This is a genomic window from Allobosea sp. FG18 (assembly GCF_057809495.1).
The window spans coordinates 186,708-201,871 of the sequence record NZ_JBMDKB010000007.1 but is presented as its reverse complement, the minus strand read 5'-3'; the positions used below and the strand labels follow the sequence as shown (position 1 = coordinate 201,871).

The 15,164-nt window shown below is 61.9% G+C and carries 18 protein-coding genes; 12 read left to right on the top strand and 6 right to left on the bottom strand.

Going from position 1 to position 15,164, the window contains the following annotated elements; translation table 11 throughout:
* Positions 1–10 precede the first annotated feature (10 nt).
* The 3 genes from ACODTJ_RS10565 to ACODTJ_RS10555 are packed head-to-tail and all read right to left on the bottom strand — an operon-like array spanning position 11 to position 1,593.
* The gene (locus ACODTJ_RS10565; RefSeq protein ID WP_488848628.1) at positions 11–514 is read right to left on the bottom strand and encodes a DUF305 domain-containing protein; all 504 of its coding nucleotides are present in this window, start codon (positions 512–514) and stop codon (positions 11–13) included.
* A 23-nt stretch (positions 515–537) separates the two neighbouring features.
* Positions 538–1,299: a MauE/DoxX family redox-associated membrane protein gene (locus ACODTJ_RS10560; RefSeq protein WP_142847974.1), complete on the bottom strand. Its 762-nt coding sequence runs from the start codon at positions 1,297–1,299 to the stop codon at positions 538–540.
* A gap of 18 nt (positions 1,300–1,317) precedes the next feature.
* Positions 1,318–1,593 (bottom strand): metal-sensitive transcriptional regulator, encoded by a 276-nt coding sequence (locus ACODTJ_RS10555; protein ID WP_142847973.1) that lies wholly within the window; start codon positions 1,591–1,593, stop codon positions 1,318–1,320.
* Positions 1,594–1,773: 180 nt separating this feature from the next.
* Here ACODTJ_RS10555 and ACODTJ_RS10550 point away from each other — a divergent pair, with 180 nt between their 5' ends.
* Positions 1,774–2,037, top strand: a complete 264-nt coding sequence (locus ACODTJ_RS10550) for a hypothetical protein (RefSeq protein ID WP_142847972.1) — start codon at positions 1,774–1,776, stop codon at positions 2,035–2,037.
* 16 nt (positions 2,038–2,053) lie between these two features.
* Here ACODTJ_RS10550 and copM read toward each other — a convergent pair whose 3' ends face one another.
* Both copM and ACODTJ_RS10540 read right to left on the bottom strand, forming a co-directional pair.
* Positions 2,054–2,458, bottom strand: coding sequence for a CopM family metallochaperone (copM, locus tag ACODTJ_RS10545; protein WP_142847971.1), 405 nt, complete (start codon positions 2,456–2,458; stop codon positions 2,054–2,056).
* 14 nt (positions 2,459–2,472) lie between these two features.
* Positions 2,473–2,667, bottom strand: a complete 195-nt coding sequence (locus ACODTJ_RS10540; RefSeq protein WP_142847970.1) for a heavy-metal-associated domain-containing protein — start codon at positions 2,665–2,667, stop codon at positions 2,473–2,475.
* Between the two features lie 160 nt (positions 2,668–2,827).
* Here ACODTJ_RS10540 and ACODTJ_RS10535 point away from each other — a divergent pair, with 160 nt between their 5' ends.
* Genes ACODTJ_RS10535 through ACODTJ_RS10515 form a run of 5 tightly spaced genes read left to right on the top strand, consistent with a single transcriptional unit; the run spans position 2,828 to position 7,474 of the window.
* A complete protein-coding gene (locus ACODTJ_RS10535) occupies positions 2,828–5,386 on the top strand; it encodes a heavy metal translocating P-type ATPase (protein WP_142847969.1) in 2,559 nt (852 codons plus the stop codon).
* Between the two features lie 51 nt (positions 5,387–5,437).
* The gene (locus ACODTJ_RS10530; protein WP_142847968.1) at positions 5,438–5,701 is read left to right on the top strand and encodes a glutaredoxin family protein; all 264 of its coding nucleotides are present in this window, start codon (positions 5,438–5,440) and stop codon (positions 5,699–5,701) included.
* A gap of 11 nt (positions 5,702–5,712) precedes the next feature.
* Positions 5,713–6,729: a 2Fe-2S iron-sulfur cluster-binding protein gene (locus tag ACODTJ_RS10525; protein ID WP_488848626.1), complete on the top strand. Its 1,017-nt coding sequence runs from the start codon at positions 5,713–5,715 to the stop codon at positions 6,727–6,729.
* Positions 6,730–6,749: 20 nt separating this feature from the next.
* Positions 6,750–7,265, top strand: coding sequence for a Cu(I)-responsive transcriptional regulator (gene cueR / locus ACODTJ_RS10520; protein WP_142847966.1), 516 nt, complete (start codon positions 6,750–6,752; stop codon positions 7,263–7,265).
* A 2-nt stretch (positions 7,266–7,267) separates the two neighbouring features.
* Positions 7,268–7,474 carry a hypothetical protein gene (locus ACODTJ_RS10515; protein WP_488848624.1) on the top strand — a complete coding sequence of 69 codons (207 nt, stop codon included), beginning with the start codon at positions 7,268–7,270 and terminating at the stop codon, positions 7,472–7,474.
* Positions 7,475–7,580: 106 nt separating this feature from the next.
* Here the strand turns inward: ACODTJ_RS10515 and ACODTJ_RS10510 are convergent, their stop codons facing one another.
* Entirely contained in the window at positions 7,581–7,985 is a 405-nt protein-coding gene (locus tag ACODTJ_RS10510; RefSeq protein ID WP_255448414.1) for a c-type cytochrome, read from the bottom strand.
* 55 nt (positions 7,986–8,040) lie between these two features.
* On the opposite strand from ACODTJ_RS10510, the gene ACODTJ_RS10505 reads away from it, so the two are divergent.
* From ACODTJ_RS10505 to ACODTJ_RS10480, 6 genes are all read left to right on the top strand, one after another.
* Positions 8,041–8,517 (top strand): hypothetical protein, encoded by a 477-nt coding sequence (locus ACODTJ_RS10505; protein WP_221930915.1) that lies wholly within the window; start codon positions 8,041–8,043, stop codon positions 8,515–8,517.
* A 72-nt stretch (positions 8,518–8,589) separates the two neighbouring features.
* Entirely contained in the window at positions 8,590–10,098 is a 1,509-nt protein-coding gene (locus ACODTJ_RS10500) for a multicopper oxidase family protein (RefSeq protein WP_142847963.1), read from the top strand.
* A gap of 246 nt (positions 10,099–10,344) precedes the next feature.
* On the top strand, positions 10,345–12,738 hold the full coding sequence (locus tag ACODTJ_RS10495; protein ID WP_142847962.1) for a heavy metal translocating P-type ATPase: 2,394 nt from the start codon (positions 10,345–10,347) through the stop codon (positions 12,736–12,738).
* 100 nt (positions 12,739–12,838) lie between these two features.
* Entirely contained in the window at positions 12,839–13,324 is a 486-nt protein-coding gene (locus ACODTJ_RS10490) for a DUF411 domain-containing protein (protein WP_488848620.1), read from the top strand.
* Positions 13,325–13,640: 316 nt separating this feature from the next.
* On the top strand, positions 13,641–13,772 hold the full coding sequence (locus ACODTJ_RS10485) for a hypothetical protein (RefSeq protein ID WP_255448413.1): 132 nt from the start codon (positions 13,641–13,643) through the stop codon (positions 13,770–13,772).
* Between the two features lie 7 nt (positions 13,773–13,779).
* Positions 13,780–15,138: an MFS transporter gene (locus ACODTJ_RS10480; RefSeq protein ID WP_488848618.1), complete on the top strand. Its 1,359-nt coding sequence runs from the start codon at positions 13,780–13,782 to the stop codon at positions 15,136–15,138.
* The last annotated feature ends 26 nt before the right edge of the window (positions 15,139–15,164 follow it).

The following is a 15,164-nucleotide window of genomic DNA, read 5'->3' as shown; positions in this document are numbered from 1 at the left end:
CTCAGAATAGTCAGTCAGCATTGTCGAGACGTGTTTTGATCTGCTCCATCTGTTCGATTTCAGACCGTTGCGCGCGGATTATATCGTCGCACAATGCAACCAGTTCGGCGTCTCTGATATCGGCCTCCCGACACATCAGGATAGCTCCCGAATGATGGGGGATCATCGAGTCGATAAACTGACGATCGTCGATGAAGGTTTGTGCGCGCGTCGCCGCAAACGACCCGATCGTCAGGACGATGAACGCCGCATAGAGCGCGAGATTGAGAGCCCTTCTTGGAAACATGCCCGGCATTGTCGCCAGCATGAAGATGCCCATCGGCGCCCACATGGTCACGGCCATGTAGAACATGTTGAGATTGTTCCGAAAGTCATGCAGACCGTCGATCATCGAAAACATCACGACGTACATGACGACCAGACCGAGCGCCATGTTGATCCAGAACATCAGATAGGGACGGCCTGCGCCGTGGTTCTCGTGGTGCCGTTTGTTGGTGTCGGATGATTGGGTCATCTCGTCTCTCCCGCTGCGCTTAATCAATGCCCAAGACCCACGCCCATCGGCTTGAGCAGCATCCAGATGGCCATTCCGACCATCATCAGGTTTTCGGTCAGCGACACAAATCCGAGCGGCACGTTGCTGTCTCCGCCGACACAAGCGCATTTGAGTTCGCGCTTATCGATATAGACCGCCTTGAAGACGGAGATGGCTCCGATTGTGCCGATGAAGAGGGCGACCGGAATCGACAGCCACATCAAGGCTCCGGCGATCATGAGAATGCCTGCCAAAGCCTCGGCGAACGGATAAATATAGGAGTAACGCACCCACCGCTGTGCCAACAGATCGTAGTTCAGGAACATGGTGGCGAAGCCCTCCACGTCCTTCAGCTTCTGTAAGGCGAGCAGGGACATGGCAATGGCGATGAACCACTCTGCCGCCTCGACGGTGAGGAGACTTCCGAACGCAGCCCAGCTCGCCGCCAGCGCCATTGCCGCTGCCATCGAGAACAGTGCGATCACAGGCGTGTAGGTGGTAGCGTCCTTGTCCTTCACCTCCTTGCCGAAAAAAGCGAGGAGATCGTCATAACCGCCAATGCGCTTGCCATCGATGAAGGTCTGCGGTGTGGTCTCTACACCATGCTCTTCCTTAAAGGCGTCAATTTCGGCGCGGGAAGTAAGTTCATGGTCGTTGACTGCGTAACCCTCACGTTTCAGAAGATCGAGGGATTTGAGACCGTAGGGACAGGTATGTTCGGGCGTCACCATCCGGTGCAGTTCGGCGTGTTTTCCAGATGCCATTTTCGGTTCCTTTGATGTCTATAGCTTCGCCTTGGCGAAGACCTCGACCAGCTCGGTAAATTTCGCGCGCTGCTGCGCGGCGTTCCCCGAGGCGATCGCATCCTCGACGCAGCAGGCGGCATGGGACTTCAGGATTTCAGTCTCGACCTTGGCGAGAGCGGCCTTGATCGCGTGAACCTGGTGCAGGATGTCGATGCAGTAGCGGTCATCCGCGACCATCTGGCCGACCCCGCGCACCTGTCCTTCAATCCGGTTGAGCCTCGTGCGGAGGGCTTTGTTGTTCTTCTGGCACATCGCCGTTAAATACCCCATATGGGTATATTAAGGCTCGAGAGCCACCTTGGGTTCCTTCCGATCAATAAATCTCTCGTCGGCACCTTCCGACTGCTTTGCCCATTGTCGTGATCATCAGTAGGGTTGACCTTCCAACGGTGGGAAGGATTATCATCCCAGACAAGCAAAGGAGATCAATCCATGAAGATCAGAGCCGAGAATCTGATCGCCGCTGTTGGCGAGCTTCGGGTCGGGTTGCTTACGGTCAGGAATCTGGCCGATACGCTACTATCCCTGGTCGAGGCAGCGGACGCATCACCATTATCTAAGCAGGGTTCCGGGCGTCGTTCTGTGTCCACCGCAGCCGTTTGCCTTGATCGTAGGCGAACCGATGGAGTGCTTGTCGCCTTCGCGGTGGCAACTGTCATCGTGCTGATGACCGGCAAAGGAAAAGGGCGGAATTGATCCGCCCTTCACCGTGTCATTGGCCGCGCTTGGCCAGCCATTCCTGCATCTGCGCGATTTCCGCCTCCTGGGCGGAGATGACCTCCTCAGCAAGTGCTCGCACCTCGGGGTCTGATCCGTGTTCGAGAACGACACGAGCCATGTCGATGGCGCCCTGGTGATGGGGGATCATGCCGCGCATGAAATCCTCATCCGCATCGCCCGTAAATTCGATCGCCATATCGGCATGCATCTTGTCGTTGGCTTGCCTGTAGGCCCGAATGACAGGGTTATCCGAAGGCGTGCCGGCGCCGTGTCCGGCATGTTCACCGTGATTCATGGTCGCTCCTTGGCCTTGCTCGTCCATCTGGGACTGTGCGTAGGCGAGTCCGCCGGCAATGACGAACGCGCCGGCAATGAAGATCGGGGTGAGCTTGTTCATGACGCAGCTCCTGGTCAGTTTACAGTTGCAGGATAGCCGGCTTCTTCGAGAACCTGCTGAAGAGCCCCCGCCGTAGCAGTCGTCTCGACCTTAACCGCGCGCGCTTCCGGATTCGTCTCCACCCTGGCGGTGGGGTCGACTGACTGGATCGCCTTGGTGACGGATTTCGCGCAGCCGCCGCAGGTCATGTTCTCGATTCTGAGTTCCATGAGAATTCTCCTTGTTTCGGTCTCACGCTGCCGGATGTAGGGCTTCCAACCATGGGAAGGTCAATAGCGATTTTTCTCTTTTTGTCCTCTTGACCTTCCCATGGCTGGAAGCCCCATCTTCTGTCCGAACTGGAATTTCGGGACAAAAAAGGAGGCGGCTATGAATGCCCCCGTTCGAGCAACAGACTTGTCTGGAACGATATCACTCCCCATTGAGGGGATGACCTGTGCATCCTGCGTAGGTCGTGTCGAAAGAGCCCTCAAGGCCGTGCCTGGCGTCGCCGATGCGGTCGTCAATCTGGCGACAGAAAAGGCGAGCATCACCACGAACGCTGCGGTCGATCCTGCCACGCTCGTCAAGGCCGTGGAGGATGTAGGCTATGAGGTTGCGGCAAGCTTCTCCGCGCCAACGGCAGCCTCGCTTGAAGTGGCGATCGAGGGCATGACCTGCGCATCCTGCGTGGGACGCGTCGAAAAGGCGCTCAAGGCCGTACCCGGCGTCACCAATGCCGTCGTCAACCTCGCGACCGAGAAGGCCACGATCCAGGGCAGCGCCGATGCGGCGGCTTTGGTGGCTGCCATTGAGGGCGCGGGATACGACGCCAGGGTGATCGCCACGGCGGCAGGAACCAGCCAGGGCGAGACGGATGATCGTTCCGAAAAGAAGGAAGCGGAGCGCCGTGAACTGACGCGCGATTTCACCATCGCGGCGGTGCTGACGGTGCCTGTCTTTATCCTGGAGATGGGCTCGCACGTCGTCCCGGGCATGCATGACCTGATCGCTTCGACCATCGGCATGCAGATGAACTGGTACATCCAGTTCCTGTTGACGACCATCGTGCTGTTCGTTCCGGGTATCCGCTTTTATGACAAGGGGCTGCCCGCCCTGTGGCGGCTCGCCCCCGACATGAATTCACTGGTCGCGGTCGGCACGCTCGCCGCCTATGGCTATTCGCTGGTCGCGACCTTCGCGCCCGGTTTCCTGCCTGCCGGAACGGTGAATGTCTATTTCGAGGCAGCCGCCGTCATCGTGACGCTGATCTTGCTCGGTCGCCTGCTGGAGGCTCGTGCCAAGGGACGCACCTCTGAGGCGATCAAGCGTCTCGTTGGCCTTCAGGCCAAGATGGCGCGCGTGCGCAGGGACGGCAAGACGGTCGAACTGCCGATCGACGCCGTGCTGTCGGGAGACATCGTCGAGGTTCGTCCCGGCGATCGCATCCCGGTGGATGGCGAGGTCATCGAAGGCCAGAGCTATGTCGACGAATCGATGATCACGGGCGAACCGATCCCGGTGTCCAAAACGAATGGCAGCGAGGTCGTGGCCGGAACGGTGAACCAGAAGGGTGCCTTTGCCATCCGTGCGACGGCGGTCGGCGGCAACACCGTGCTGTCGCAGATCATCCGCATGGTCGAGGAGGCACAGGGCTCCAAGCTGCCCATCCAGGCGCTGGTCGACAAGGTGACGATGTGGTTCGTACCGGCGGTCTTCGCCGTAGCGGCCCTGACCTTCGCGGCCTGGCTCTGGTTTGGGCCGTCACCGGCACTTACATTCGCTCTGGTCAATGCCGTCGCCGTCCTGATCATCGCCTGCCCCTGCGCCATGGGTCTGGCGACGCCGACCTCGATCATGGTGGGCACGGGCCGCGGTGCGGAACTTGGCGTGCTCTTCCGCAAGGGCGAAGCGTTGCAACTGCTCAAGGACGCCAGGGTCGTCGCCGTCGACAAGACGGGCACGCTGACCGAAGGCAAGCCTGCGCTCACCGATCTGGAACTGGCCCTTGGTTTCGACCGGGCAGATGTCCTCGGTCTGGTGGCGGCCGTCGAGGCGAAGTCGGAGCATCCGATCGCCCGTGCGATCGTGGATGCGGCCGCCGGGGGGAACATCCCGCTGCCGGCCGTGTCGGACTTCGAATCGGTGACGGGTTTCGGCGTCAAGGCCGTGAGCGGCGGCAAGCGCGTCGAGATCGGCGCTGACCGCTACATGGCAGACCTCGGCCATGACGTGGCTGCCTTCGCAAAAATTGCCGAACGTCTCGGCAATGAGGGCAAGTCACCGCTCTATGCGGCGATCGACGGCAAGCTCGCGGCGGTCATCGCCGTGGCCGATCCGATCAAGGAGACCACGCCTGCGGCGATCAAGGCGCTGCACGATCTCGGCCTCAAGGTCGCGATGATCACCGGCGACAACAAGCGCACGGCAAAAGCCATTGCGGCTCGGCTGGGGATCGACGAGGTGGTGGCAGAAGTGCTGCCGGACGGCAAGGTCGACGCGGTGCGCCGCCTCAAGGCCGAGCACGGCAAGGTCGCCTTTGTCGGCGACGGCATCAATGACGCGCCGGCGCTGGCCGAGGCGGATGTGGGCCTTGCCATCGGCACCGGTACGGACATCGCGATCGAGGCCGCCGATGTGGTGCTGATGTCGGGCAGCCTGCAAGGTGTGCCGAACGCGATCGCGTTGTCGAAGGCGACGATCGGCAACATCCGGCAGAACCTGTTCTGGGCCTTTGCCTACAACACGGCTCTGGTCCCCGTTGCCGCTGGCCTGCTCTATCCGGCCTACGGCATCCTGCTGTCGCCGGTCTTTGCCGCCGGCGCCATGGCCCTGTCGAGCGTCTTCGTGCTCGGCAATGCGCTGAGGCTCAAGACCTTCCGCGCGCCCGCGCAGGCGGAAATCGGTGCAGTCCGGCCCCGTCAGCCTGAACTCGCGCCCGCGGAGTGAGAACAGGCGAGCCTGCTCCGGCAGGCTCGCCACACCTAAAGGAATGAAGCGATGACCTACACGAAAACTCCGTCGGTGGTGCTTTATACCACGCCAACCTGCCCCGATTGCCATGCGGTCAAACGCTGGCTTGTTGATCAAGGCGTCTCATTCGAAGAGCTGGACCTGTCGGATCCGCAGATCGCCGAAGAGGCGAAAGCGCGGACCGGCGTGCGCGTTGCCCCGATCACGATCATCAATGAACAGGTCTTTTACGGAACGTTCGCCGACCAGAAACCTCGCCTGGCGGAAGCACTGTCATCGGGTGCCGCTTGAGGGAGATCGTCATGGCAAGACAAATCGAAATTCGGCAGGCGGGGCGCATCATCGACGTGCCGGATGGCCGAACCATTCTGGAGAGAGCGCTGGAAGAAGGGATCGCATATCCTCATGGATGCCGTTCGGGCCGCTGCGGCTCGTGCAAGTCCCGACTGCTCAGCGGCGAGGTCGATCTTCTGCCGCATACACGCTTTTCCCTGACGGACGATGAGCGGGCTGAGGGATTGATCCTTGCATGCCGCGCGCAGCCGCTCACGGATTGCACCGTCGCGTGGCTCGATGAGGAGGAAGAACAGCTTGATCTTCCCGTCCGCACCTATCGGACGCGGGTCGTCGCGATCGATGACGCAACCCACGACATCCGGCAGATCAGGCTGGAGGTCGAAACGGAAGAGGCCATCGCGTTCAAGGCGGGCCAGTATGCGCAGCTGACGTTCGATGGTGTTCCGGCGCGCGACTATTCGATGGCGAACCAGCCGGGTCGATCCTGCCTCGAATTTCACATAAGGCATGTCCCCGGCGGAGCGACCAGCGAACACGTCGCCAGGTCGCTCAAGGTCGGTGACGAGGTTTCGGTTCGCGGGCCGCTCGGCAGCTCGTTTCTGCGCGAACAGCATACGGGTCCAATTCTGGCGGTTGCCGGCGGGTCGGGACTGGCGCCGATCAAGTCGATTGTCGAAACGGCGTTGGCAAGCGGCCTGCAACAGCCGATCCATCTCTATTTCGGGGCGCGGACGGAACGCGATCTCTATCTCGTCGACCATTTCAGTCTTCTGGCGAGCGCCTACGACAACCTCACTTTCACACCCGTGCTTTCGGAAGTGAGGCGATCCGATCACTTCCGAACTGGGTTGGTAACGGATGCGATCGTGAGTGACGTGCAGGACCTCGATGGCTGGAAGGCATATATGGCCGGACCGCCTGCCATGATCGATGCTGCCGGCATCATGCTTCGCGAGTTGGGCTTGCGCGGCGAGGACATACATGCGGACGTGTTTTTTACGCCCGAAGAAGCACCTACATAAATCGAAGAAAGGAACCAGCGATGAACATCGGAAAGGCAGCGGCGGCATCGGGCGTCTCGGCGAAGATGATCCGCTACTACGAATCGATCGGATTGATCGCGGAAGCGTCGCGAACGGATAGCGGATACCGGGATTACTCCGACAAGGACGTGCATACTTTGCGTTTTATCAGGCGTGCGCGCGATCTCGGTTTCTCGGTCGAGAAAATGACGGAATTGCTTGCCCTGTGGCGAGACCGGAGCCGGGCGAGCGCGGACGTCAAGCGCGTGGCGCTCGAGCATGTCGAAGAACTTGAACGGAAGGCGCGCGAACTCAGGGAAATGAGCATGATGCTCAAGCATCTGGCCGAGAACTGCCGGGGCAATGCCCGGCCGGACTGCCCGATCATCGATGAACTGTCCGCGACTGATGGTCCTGAAACCAGCCCCACGCGCACCCGCGATCGTTCGGGCGCGACAGGGAACAGGTTCGAGCACACGAGGCCCGTCGTTTCGGCGAAGGCGAAACTGAGCGGCCACGGCGCCAGGAAGCAATAGCCATGACGCTTGCCGGCGAAATCCTGCACCTGTTCAAACGGGCGTGCTCGGACGGCGACATGGAAGTTGCCGAGAAGCTATTGCAGGCTCTTGAACTGATTGATGCGCGAGGGCTCGGCGCCACAGCTTCGCACAAGCCGTTGTCTCAAGCTTACCTGGCTATTGGTGAACTTCCTGTGTCTCCGAAAAAATGTCAGCGGCATCATTAAGACATCATCCGTTCAGTGAGGCCCAAGGATGGATGAGCCGGAAACGGGACGGGTCAATGCCGACTTCGCAGGTCAACAACTGCCCGCGTAGGCGGGACTCCGAACCTCAGCGGCGGCGGGAAACCTCCTCCTGATATCCGCGCTCTCGTTCCGGCCAGGTACTCTTGATAAAAGCGAGGACAGCCCGGATCTCGCCGTCGCTCAGGGCATCGGCAAAACCAGGCATGTCGCTCTCATAGCTCCCTCCGACGATGGCCGCTGTACCCTCCTTGACGATGCGGAACAGCATCTCATCGGCATGGTGCCAGGTGTGGCCGCTTTCGTCGTGCGGCGGTGCGGGGAGCCGACCAGAGGGAAGCGGCGAGCGCCAGTCCGGCTGCCCTTCCAGATTCGCGCCGTGGCAAGACGCGCATTGATCCGCATAGACTTGTCGGCCCTGCTCGACGACCTCCGCTGATGCCGCAACGGTGGACCCGGAACGGGCGTAATGCCATCCAGCCAATGTTGCCACGATCGCACCTCCGAGGAGCGACCCTGACCAGAAAGTAATTTGGAGCTTCTTTCGCATGGCACGCATGTTCAGTAGCGAGGAATTGCAACTCACGAGAGAGTCAAGAAGACTTGCCAGAGGTGCGACGCCATCTGCAATAGACATTCCGGTAAGCAGCGCCTATCTTTCCAGTATGTTTGCGCGTGTTGTATCCATGCTTGCCATAGTCGCGGTCGCCGTCATGACGATGGTGCTCTCCGCGCACGCTGTACGCATGAGCATAACGCCAGATCAAGCTGTTCATGTGAACGAGATGATGAACTCCGCAGCCGGCATCGAGCCTGCATGCAGCAGCAAACACTGCGGATCGGCAGATATGGATGCGGGAACCTGTGAACTGGTTTGTGCAGGTTTTTCGCTCTTTCTCATATCACCGAGCAGTGGTTCTGGAAACCAATACACGCCAACCATCTATGTCCTGCCGCCTGATGCAAGCATCGCCGGTCGGGCGCTTGGTCTGAACGAGCGTCCTCCGAAGATCCGTCTCCTCTGATCGCGCCCGGGCTTCGGCCCGTGGTCTTCCGACAGCTTTGAGAAACGGGACTGCTGTCCCGAGGAGACGACCATGAATACCCTTTCACGACGCGGCTTTCTCGCCGCTGGCGCAGCCATGCTGGCCTACGCTCATGTGCCCCGGATGGCGACAGCGCAGGACGCCACGCCGCTGTCGCTTCGCGCCGCCAGCCGGACGCTGGACATCGACGGACGCGCCGCCACTGTCTGGGGTCTTGCCGGGCCATCAGGACAGGGCCTGACACTCGATCCCGGCATGGCCTTCCGGGTGGATCTAACAAACGAACTCGATACCGCCACACTGATTCACTGGCACGGCCAGATCCCGCCCAATGCGCAGGATGGCGTGCCCGACATGCCCTTGCCGATGCTCGCCCCCGGCGAGACACGCGCCTATGACTTCGCACCTCTGCCTGGCACCTACTGGATGCACGCGCATGTGCCGCTGCACGAGATGCGCCTTCTGGCCGCGCCACTGATCGTGCGCAGCGCCGAGGATGTCGCGGCTGACCGGCAGGAGGTGGTGCTGTTTCTGCATGATTTCTCGTTCAAGGCGCCCGAGGAGGTGATGGCTGACATCAAGTCCGGCCATGGCGCCACGGGCAGTCACGGAAGCGGCGAAGGCGCAGGCACGAGCGGAATGTCCGGTATGGACCACGGCGCGATGGGAAACATGCCGATGAATGGCATGGATCACGGCGCCATGGGTGGCATGATGGGAATGGGGTCCATGGACAATATGGCGATGGACCTCAACGACTACGACTGGGACGCCTATCTTGCCAACGATCGCACGCTCTCGGACCCGGAAGTGGTGCAGGTCGAGCGCGGCGGGCGTATCCGCCTGCGGGTTATCAACGCCGCTGCGGCGACTGTGTTCTGGCTCGACACCGGCGAAGCGCAGGCCCGGCTCGTCGCGGTTGATGGCCATGCCGTTCAGCCACTCTCCGGCACGAGGTTCGGTCTGGCCATGGGCCAACGGCTCGACCTTGAGATCGACCTGCCTTCGGAGGGCGGTGCCTGGCCGATCCTCGCGCTGCGAGAAGGCGCGCCGGAGCGCACCGGTCTGATCCTTGCCACTCCGGGCGCCGAGATACGGCACATTGATGCTTTGGCAGAAACCGAAGCACCGGCCTTTGACACCGACCTTGCGCAGGAGACGCGCCTGATCGCCTCTGAGACCTTGCCGGACCGGCCGGTGGACCGCAGCCACATGGTGATGCTGGGCGGCTCGATGCAGCCCTATGTGTGGACGATCAACGGTGCCGTCTGGGGCCAGCATCGCCCGGTTACCGCGAGGCGCGGCGAACGGATCGTGCTGTCCTTCCACAATATGTCGATGATGGGTCACCCGATGCATCTCCACGGCCATGTGTTCCAGGTCGTCGGGCTGAATGGACGTGCGGTCACGGGCGCGCGGCGGGACACGGTGTATGTGCCGCCGATGTCGATGGTCGACGTGGCACTCGATGCCGGAGAAGCCGCGCGCTGGATGCTGCATTGCCATCATATGCCGCATCTTGAAACAGGCATGATGACCGAATTCGCGGTCAGCGCATAGGCGGCGCTGGCAGAGGACGCCGGCACCGGCGTCCTCCTTTGGCAACAAGGAGTGAACTCATGTCAATGTCTAACGGTGGCCATGCCGGCCACATGTCCGCGAGTGGTGATCGCAAAGCACTCGTCATTTCGGGCTGGCTCACCGCTGATGGCAGGAACTCTGGACTCCGATCACCTCTTGACCTTCCAACGGTTGGAAGGCGCAGAATAGGCAAAGAGCAAGCTTAGACGCCGAGGACGCGTGAAAATGGCCAGCAAGACCGAACACGATCATCAGAACCAGAGACACGCTCATACCGCCCAAGGTCATGCGCATGATCACGCGGCCGTCGCGCAGGACGACACGCACAAGGTCAAGGACCCGGTTTGCGGTATGATGGTCGATCCCCACACGACCCAGCACAAGGCCGAGCATGCCGGTCGGCCCTATTACTTCTGCTCTGCCGGATGCCATGCGAAGTTTCTGGCCGACCCCGACCGCTATCTCGATCCGGCAGTGGCGGCGGCGAAGGAAGAACCGGTTCACGAGGGAACGGTCTATACCTGCCCGATGCATCCCGAGATCAGGCAGGTCGGCCCCGGATCATGCCCGATTTGCGGCATGGCGCTGGAGCCGGTGCTGGTCAGCCTTGAGGCCGAACCCAATGTCGAACTGATCGACATGACGCGCCGCTTCTGGATCGGCCTTGTTCTGGCGATCCCGGTATTCGTTCTCGAGATGGGCGGGCATCTGTTCGGTCTGACTCACACCATCGGCCAGCAGGTCTCGAACTGGCTGCAACTGATCCTCGCAACGCCAGTCGTTCTCTGGGCGGGCTGGCCGTTCTTCCAGCGTGGCTGGCAGTCGCTCGTCAACCGCAGCCTCAACATGTTCACACTGATCGCCATGGGCACGGGAACGGCGTGGATATACAGCGTGGTCGCCACGCTGGCGCCGGGCATCTTCCCAGATGCATTCCGCCAGCATGACGGCTCGGTCGCGGTCTATTTCGAGGCGGCCGCGGTCATCACTGTGCTCGTGCTGCTCGGGCAGGTGTTGGAATTGCGGGCGCGCGCGAGCACCAGCGGCGCGATCCGGGCGCTGCTCGACCTCGCCCCCAAGACCGCCCGGATCATTCGTGACGACGGCACCGAGGAGGAGGTTCAACTCGACACCGTTCATGTCGGCGACCGCCTGCGGGTGCGTCCCGGCGAGAAGGTGCCGGTCGATGGCGAAGTTCTGGAAGGACGCAGCGCCGTCGATGAATCGATGGTGACTGGCGAGTCGATGCCGGTCACCAAGGAGGTGGGCGCCACCGCCATCGGCGGCACCATGAACCAGTCCGGCGCGCTGGTGATCGAGGCGAAGAAGGTCGGCCGCGACACCATGCTGTCGCAGATCGTCCAGCTCGTCGCCGAGGCGCAGCGTAGTCGCGCGCCGATCCAGCGCCTCGCCGATCAGGTGTCGGGCTGGTTCGTGCCGACGGTGATCGTGGTCGCAGTCCTTGCCTTCATCGCCTGGTCGATCTGGGGACCGGAGCCGCGCTTCTCTTTCGGTCTGATCGCGGCGGTTTCCGTGCTGATCATCGCCTGTCCCTGCGCGCTCGGGCTGGCGACGCCGATGTCGATCATGGTCGGTGTCGGGCGTGGCGCACAGGCGGGCGTGCTGATCAAGAACGCCGAGGCGCTGGAGCATATGGAGAAGGTCGATACCATCATAGTCGACAAGACCGGTACGCTGACCGAGGGCCGGCCCGCCGTCACCGCCATCGTTCCTGCGCCGGGGTTCACCGAGGAGGAGTCCCTGCGGCTTGCCGCCAGCGTGGAGCGGGCCAGCGAGCATCCGCTGGCGCTCGCCATCGTGCGCGCGGCCGAGGAGCGCGGGATCGTGACCGCATCAGTCACGGATTTCGACTCCCCGACCGGCAAAGGCGCTTACGGCACGGTCGAGGGCAAGCGCATCCCCCTTGGCAATGCAAAGTTCCTGGCCGAACAAGGCGTCGATGTCGCGCCGCTGGCCGATGAGGCCGACCGGCTGCGCGAGGACGGGGCAACCGCGATCTTCATGGGAGTGGAGGGCCGGGTTGCTGCCATCTTCGCCATCGCCGATCCGGTCAAGCCCTCGACGCCGGAGGCGCTTGCCGCGCTGAAGGCGCAGGGAATCCGGGTGGTCATGCTGACCGGCGACAACTGGACGACGGCGAAGGCGGTCGCCCGCCAGCTCGGCATCGACGAGGTCGAGGCCGAGGTACTGCCCGATCAGAAAAGCGCGGTGGTGCAGCGGCACAAGGCGGCGGGCGAGGTTGTCGCGATGGCGGGCGACGGCGTCAACGACGCGCCGGCGCTCGCCGCCGCCGATGTCGGCATCGCCATGGGCACCGGCACCGATGTGGCGATGGAGAGCGCGGGCGTCACGCTGCTGAAGGGCGATCTGACAGGCATCGTCCGCGCGCGGCGGCTGTCGGAGGCGGTCATGGGCAACATCCGCCAGAACCTGTTCTTCGCCTTCATCTACAACGCCTTGGGCGTGCCGGTGGCGGCGGGCGTGTTGTACCCATTCTTCGGCATCCTGCTGTCGCCGATCATCGCAGCGGCCGCAATGGCGCTGTCGTCGGTCAGTGTCATCGCCAATGCTGCGCGTTTGCGGAGGGTGAAGCTGTGACGATGGGAGTGTCGCGGGCTTCGATTTGCTGCTCACCCCTTTGTGCGCCGCATGCGGACCGTGACAGCGAGACAATGAATCCATGAAACGAGGTTTGACGATGAGAATCGATCACCACATCAGCCGGCGCACCGTTCTGACGGCCGCCGGCGCGCTGCCCCTGCTGATGACCATGGCAGGATCGGGACATGCCGAAACGCTGCCCCTGGTGAACGTCAACAAGGATCCATCCTGCGGCTGCTGCGACGGCTGGGTCGCGCATATCGAGGCCGCAGGCTTCCCGGTGCAAGTGGTAGAATCCACCGACATGGACCGCCTCAAGCAGCGGCTCGGCGTGCCAGCCGATATGGCATCGTGCCACACCGCCGAGGTGGGGGGCTATGTGGTCGAGGGCCATGCGCCTGCCGCGGCGATCCGCCGCCTGCTGGCCGAGCGGCCTGACGCGACGGGGCTGGCCGTGCCCGGAATGCCTGCCGGTTCGCCCGGCATGGATTTTCCCGGAGTCGATCCCGAGCCCTATGAAGCGTTCCTGTTCGGCCCGACCACCCGGAGCTTCGGACGCTTTCTCGGGCCACGGGAAATCTAAGTCAGAGGCACCACATGACTGCCCCGCCTCCCCAATGACCCACATCGACGAGGACCATGCCGATGACTAGCGAAAATCAGCGGAGCATCCGAAGCACGTCGCGATTTCGGCACTCGCGTCTTTGGCTCTGCATGGAAGGTTCATCGTTCCGCTTCCTGTCTGAGCGGTAGTACGAAGGTTGAACCTGCTGCTTTCAATCGAGTGCGAGTTTGGTTTGGGTTGTTGGAAATCAAGATGAAATAGGGTCTTGACCTTCCAACCCTTGGAAGGCACACGGTGCTGTTTGACACCCGTTGACGAAGGTTAGGAGGCGGCAATGAGCGTTCCGGTGAAGAACAATTTCTCGGTTGAAAGGAAATTCAGCCCGCCGGTCGAAGGCACGACCTGCGAGCGCTTCGACGTGATCCTGTTTGGATCGGCGGGGCGCGAAGTTTCCGCCTGCCGTTAGGATCACCATGCTTTCGATCCTCGCCAACCGAACTTATCGAAATCTCTTCGCTGCGCAGGTTCTCTCCCTGATCGGGACGGGCCTCACGACCGTCGCGCTCGGCGTGCTCGCTTACGATATCGCCGGCGCGGATGCGGGCCAGGTGCTGGGCGTGGCGCTGGCCGTCAAGATGATCGCCTATGTTGGCGTTTCCCCCTTTGCCGGCGCCTTGGCCGGCTGGATGCCGCGCCGCGCATTGCTCGTCACTCTTGATCTCATTCGGGCAGGGATGGTCCTGCTGCTACCCTTTGTCTCGGAGATCTGGCAGATCTATGTGCTGGTCTTCCTGTTCCAGTCCTGCTCGGCGGCGTTCACGCCGACTTTCCAGGCGACAATCCCCGATGTACTTCCTGATGAGGAGGAATACACGGCCGCGCTCTCCATGTCGCGGCTGGCCTATGATCTCGAATCCCTTGCCAGCCCTCTACTCGCGGCGTTGCTCCTGACGGTCATCAGCTTCCACTGGTTGTTCGTCGGAAATGCCATCGGCTTTGTGGCGTCGGGTATCCTGGTGCTGTCGGTCACGCTGCCCGTCGTGAAGGCCGTTCAGCGCAGCTTCGTGGAGCGGTTGACACGCGGCGCCTGGATTTACTTCTCGACTCCCCGCTTGCGTGGGTTGCTGGCCCTCAGCTTTGCCGCGGCGGCATCAGGCGCAATGGTGATCGTGAACACGGTGGTCATCGTTCGTGCAGGCTTCGGGGGCACGGAAGGTGACGTGGCATGGTTCTTCGCTGCCTATGGGGCTGGTTCCATGGTCGTCGCCATCGCCTTGCTTAAACTCCTCAAAGGCAGATCACCGCGCGGCGTCATGATCACGGGCGCAGTGGCTTTGCCGGTGTTGCTCGCGATCGCCGCGTTTTACCAGAACTGGTGGTCGATTCTGGTTCTTTGGCTCTTGCTGGGCGCTGCCGGTTCCGCTGTCATGACGCCAGGTGGTATCCTGCTGCGTCGCTCCGCACACCCGGAAGATCGGCCGTCGCTGTTCGCTGCGCAGTTCGCGCTGTCGCATGCTGGATGGCTCGTGACCTATCCGCTGGCGGGTTGGCTCGGCGCAAGTTTCGGGATGACGATAGCTTTCGCGGTGTTGGCCATCGCGGCTGGATCTGGCGCGATCGCAGCCATGCGGCTCTGGCCCGCAAATGATCCCGATATCATCGAGCACGATCACCACGAAATCGAGCACAGCCATCCGCTCGACGCCGGGACCGATCATGCGCCGCCGCTCCTTGGCAATGCTGACGGAAACCGCGTCCATCGCCATGGGCCGATCCGCCACGCTCACCCCTACATTATTGATGATCACCATCAAAACTGGCCAAAGGGGTAGCGATGCGTCGGCGTCGATCAGCACTC

What these genes read in the sequence shown, in the direction of transcription:
- ACODTJ_RS10565 (WP_488848628.1), bottom strand. Translation starts at nt 514, where the DNA reads ATGACCCAATCATCCGACACCAACAAACGGCACCACGAGAACCACGGC.
- ACODTJ_RS10560 (WP_142847974.1), bottom strand. Translation starts at nt 1,299, where the DNA reads ATGGCATCTGGAAAACACGCCGAACTGCACCGGATGGTGACGCCCGAA.
- ACODTJ_RS10555 (WP_142847973.1), bottom strand. Translation starts at nt 1,593, where the DNA reads ATGTGCCAGAAGAACAACAAAGCCCTCCGCACGAGGCTCAACCGGATT.
- ACODTJ_RS10550 (WP_142847972.1), top strand. Translation starts at nt 1,774, where the DNA reads ATGAAGATCAGAGCCGAGAATCTGATCGCCGCTGTTGGCGAGCTTCGG.
- copM (WP_142847971.1), bottom strand. Translation starts at nt 2,458, where the DNA reads ATGAACAAGCTCACCCCGATCTTCATTGCCGGCGCGTTCGTCATTGCC.
- ACODTJ_RS10540 (WP_142847970.1), bottom strand. Translation starts at nt 2,667, where the DNA reads ATGGAACTCAGAATCGAGAACATGACCTGCGGCGGCTGCGCGAAATCC.
- ACODTJ_RS10535 (WP_142847969.1), top strand. Translation starts at nt 2,828, where the DNA reads ATGAATGCCCCCGTTCGAGCAACAGACTTGTCTGGAACGATATCACTC.
- ACODTJ_RS10530 (WP_142847968.1), top strand. Translation starts at nt 5,438, where the DNA reads ATGACCTACACGAAAACTCCGTCGGTGGTGCTTTATACCACGCCAACC.
- ACODTJ_RS10525 (WP_488848626.1), top strand. Translation starts at nt 5,713, where the DNA reads ATGGCAAGACAAATCGAAATTCGGCAGGCGGGGCGCATCATCGACGTG.
- cueR (WP_142847966.1), top strand. Translation starts at nt 6,750, where the DNA reads ATGAACATCGGAAAGGCAGCGGCGGCATCGGGCGTCTCGGCGAAGATG.
- ACODTJ_RS10515 (WP_488848624.1), top strand. Translation starts at nt 7,268, where the DNA reads ATGACGCTTGCCGGCGAAATCCTGCACCTGTTCAAACGGGCGTGCTCG.
- ACODTJ_RS10505 (WP_221930915.1), top strand. Translation starts at nt 8,041, where the DNA reads ATGGCACGCATGTTCAGTAGCGAGGAATTGCAACTCACGAGAGAGTCA.
- ACODTJ_RS10500 (WP_142847963.1), top strand. Translation starts at nt 8,590, where the DNA reads ATGAATACCCTTTCACGACGCGGCTTTCTCGCCGCTGGCGCAGCCATG.
- ACODTJ_RS10495 (WP_142847962.1), top strand. Translation starts at nt 10,345, where the DNA reads ATGGCCAGCAAGACCGAACACGATCATCAGAACCAGAGACACGCTCAT.
- ACODTJ_RS10490 (WP_488848620.1), top strand. Translation starts at nt 12,839, where the DNA reads ATGAGAATCGATCACCACATCAGCCGGCGCACCGTTCTGACGGCCGCC.
- ACODTJ_RS10485 (WP_255448413.1), top strand. Translation starts at nt 13,641, where the DNA reads ATGAGCGTTCCGGTGAAGAACAATTTCTCGGTTGAAAGGAAATTCAGC.
- ACODTJ_RS10480 (WP_488848618.1), top strand. Translation starts at nt 13,780, where the DNA reads ATGCTTTCGATCCTCGCCAACCGAACTTATCGAAATCTCTTCGCTGCG.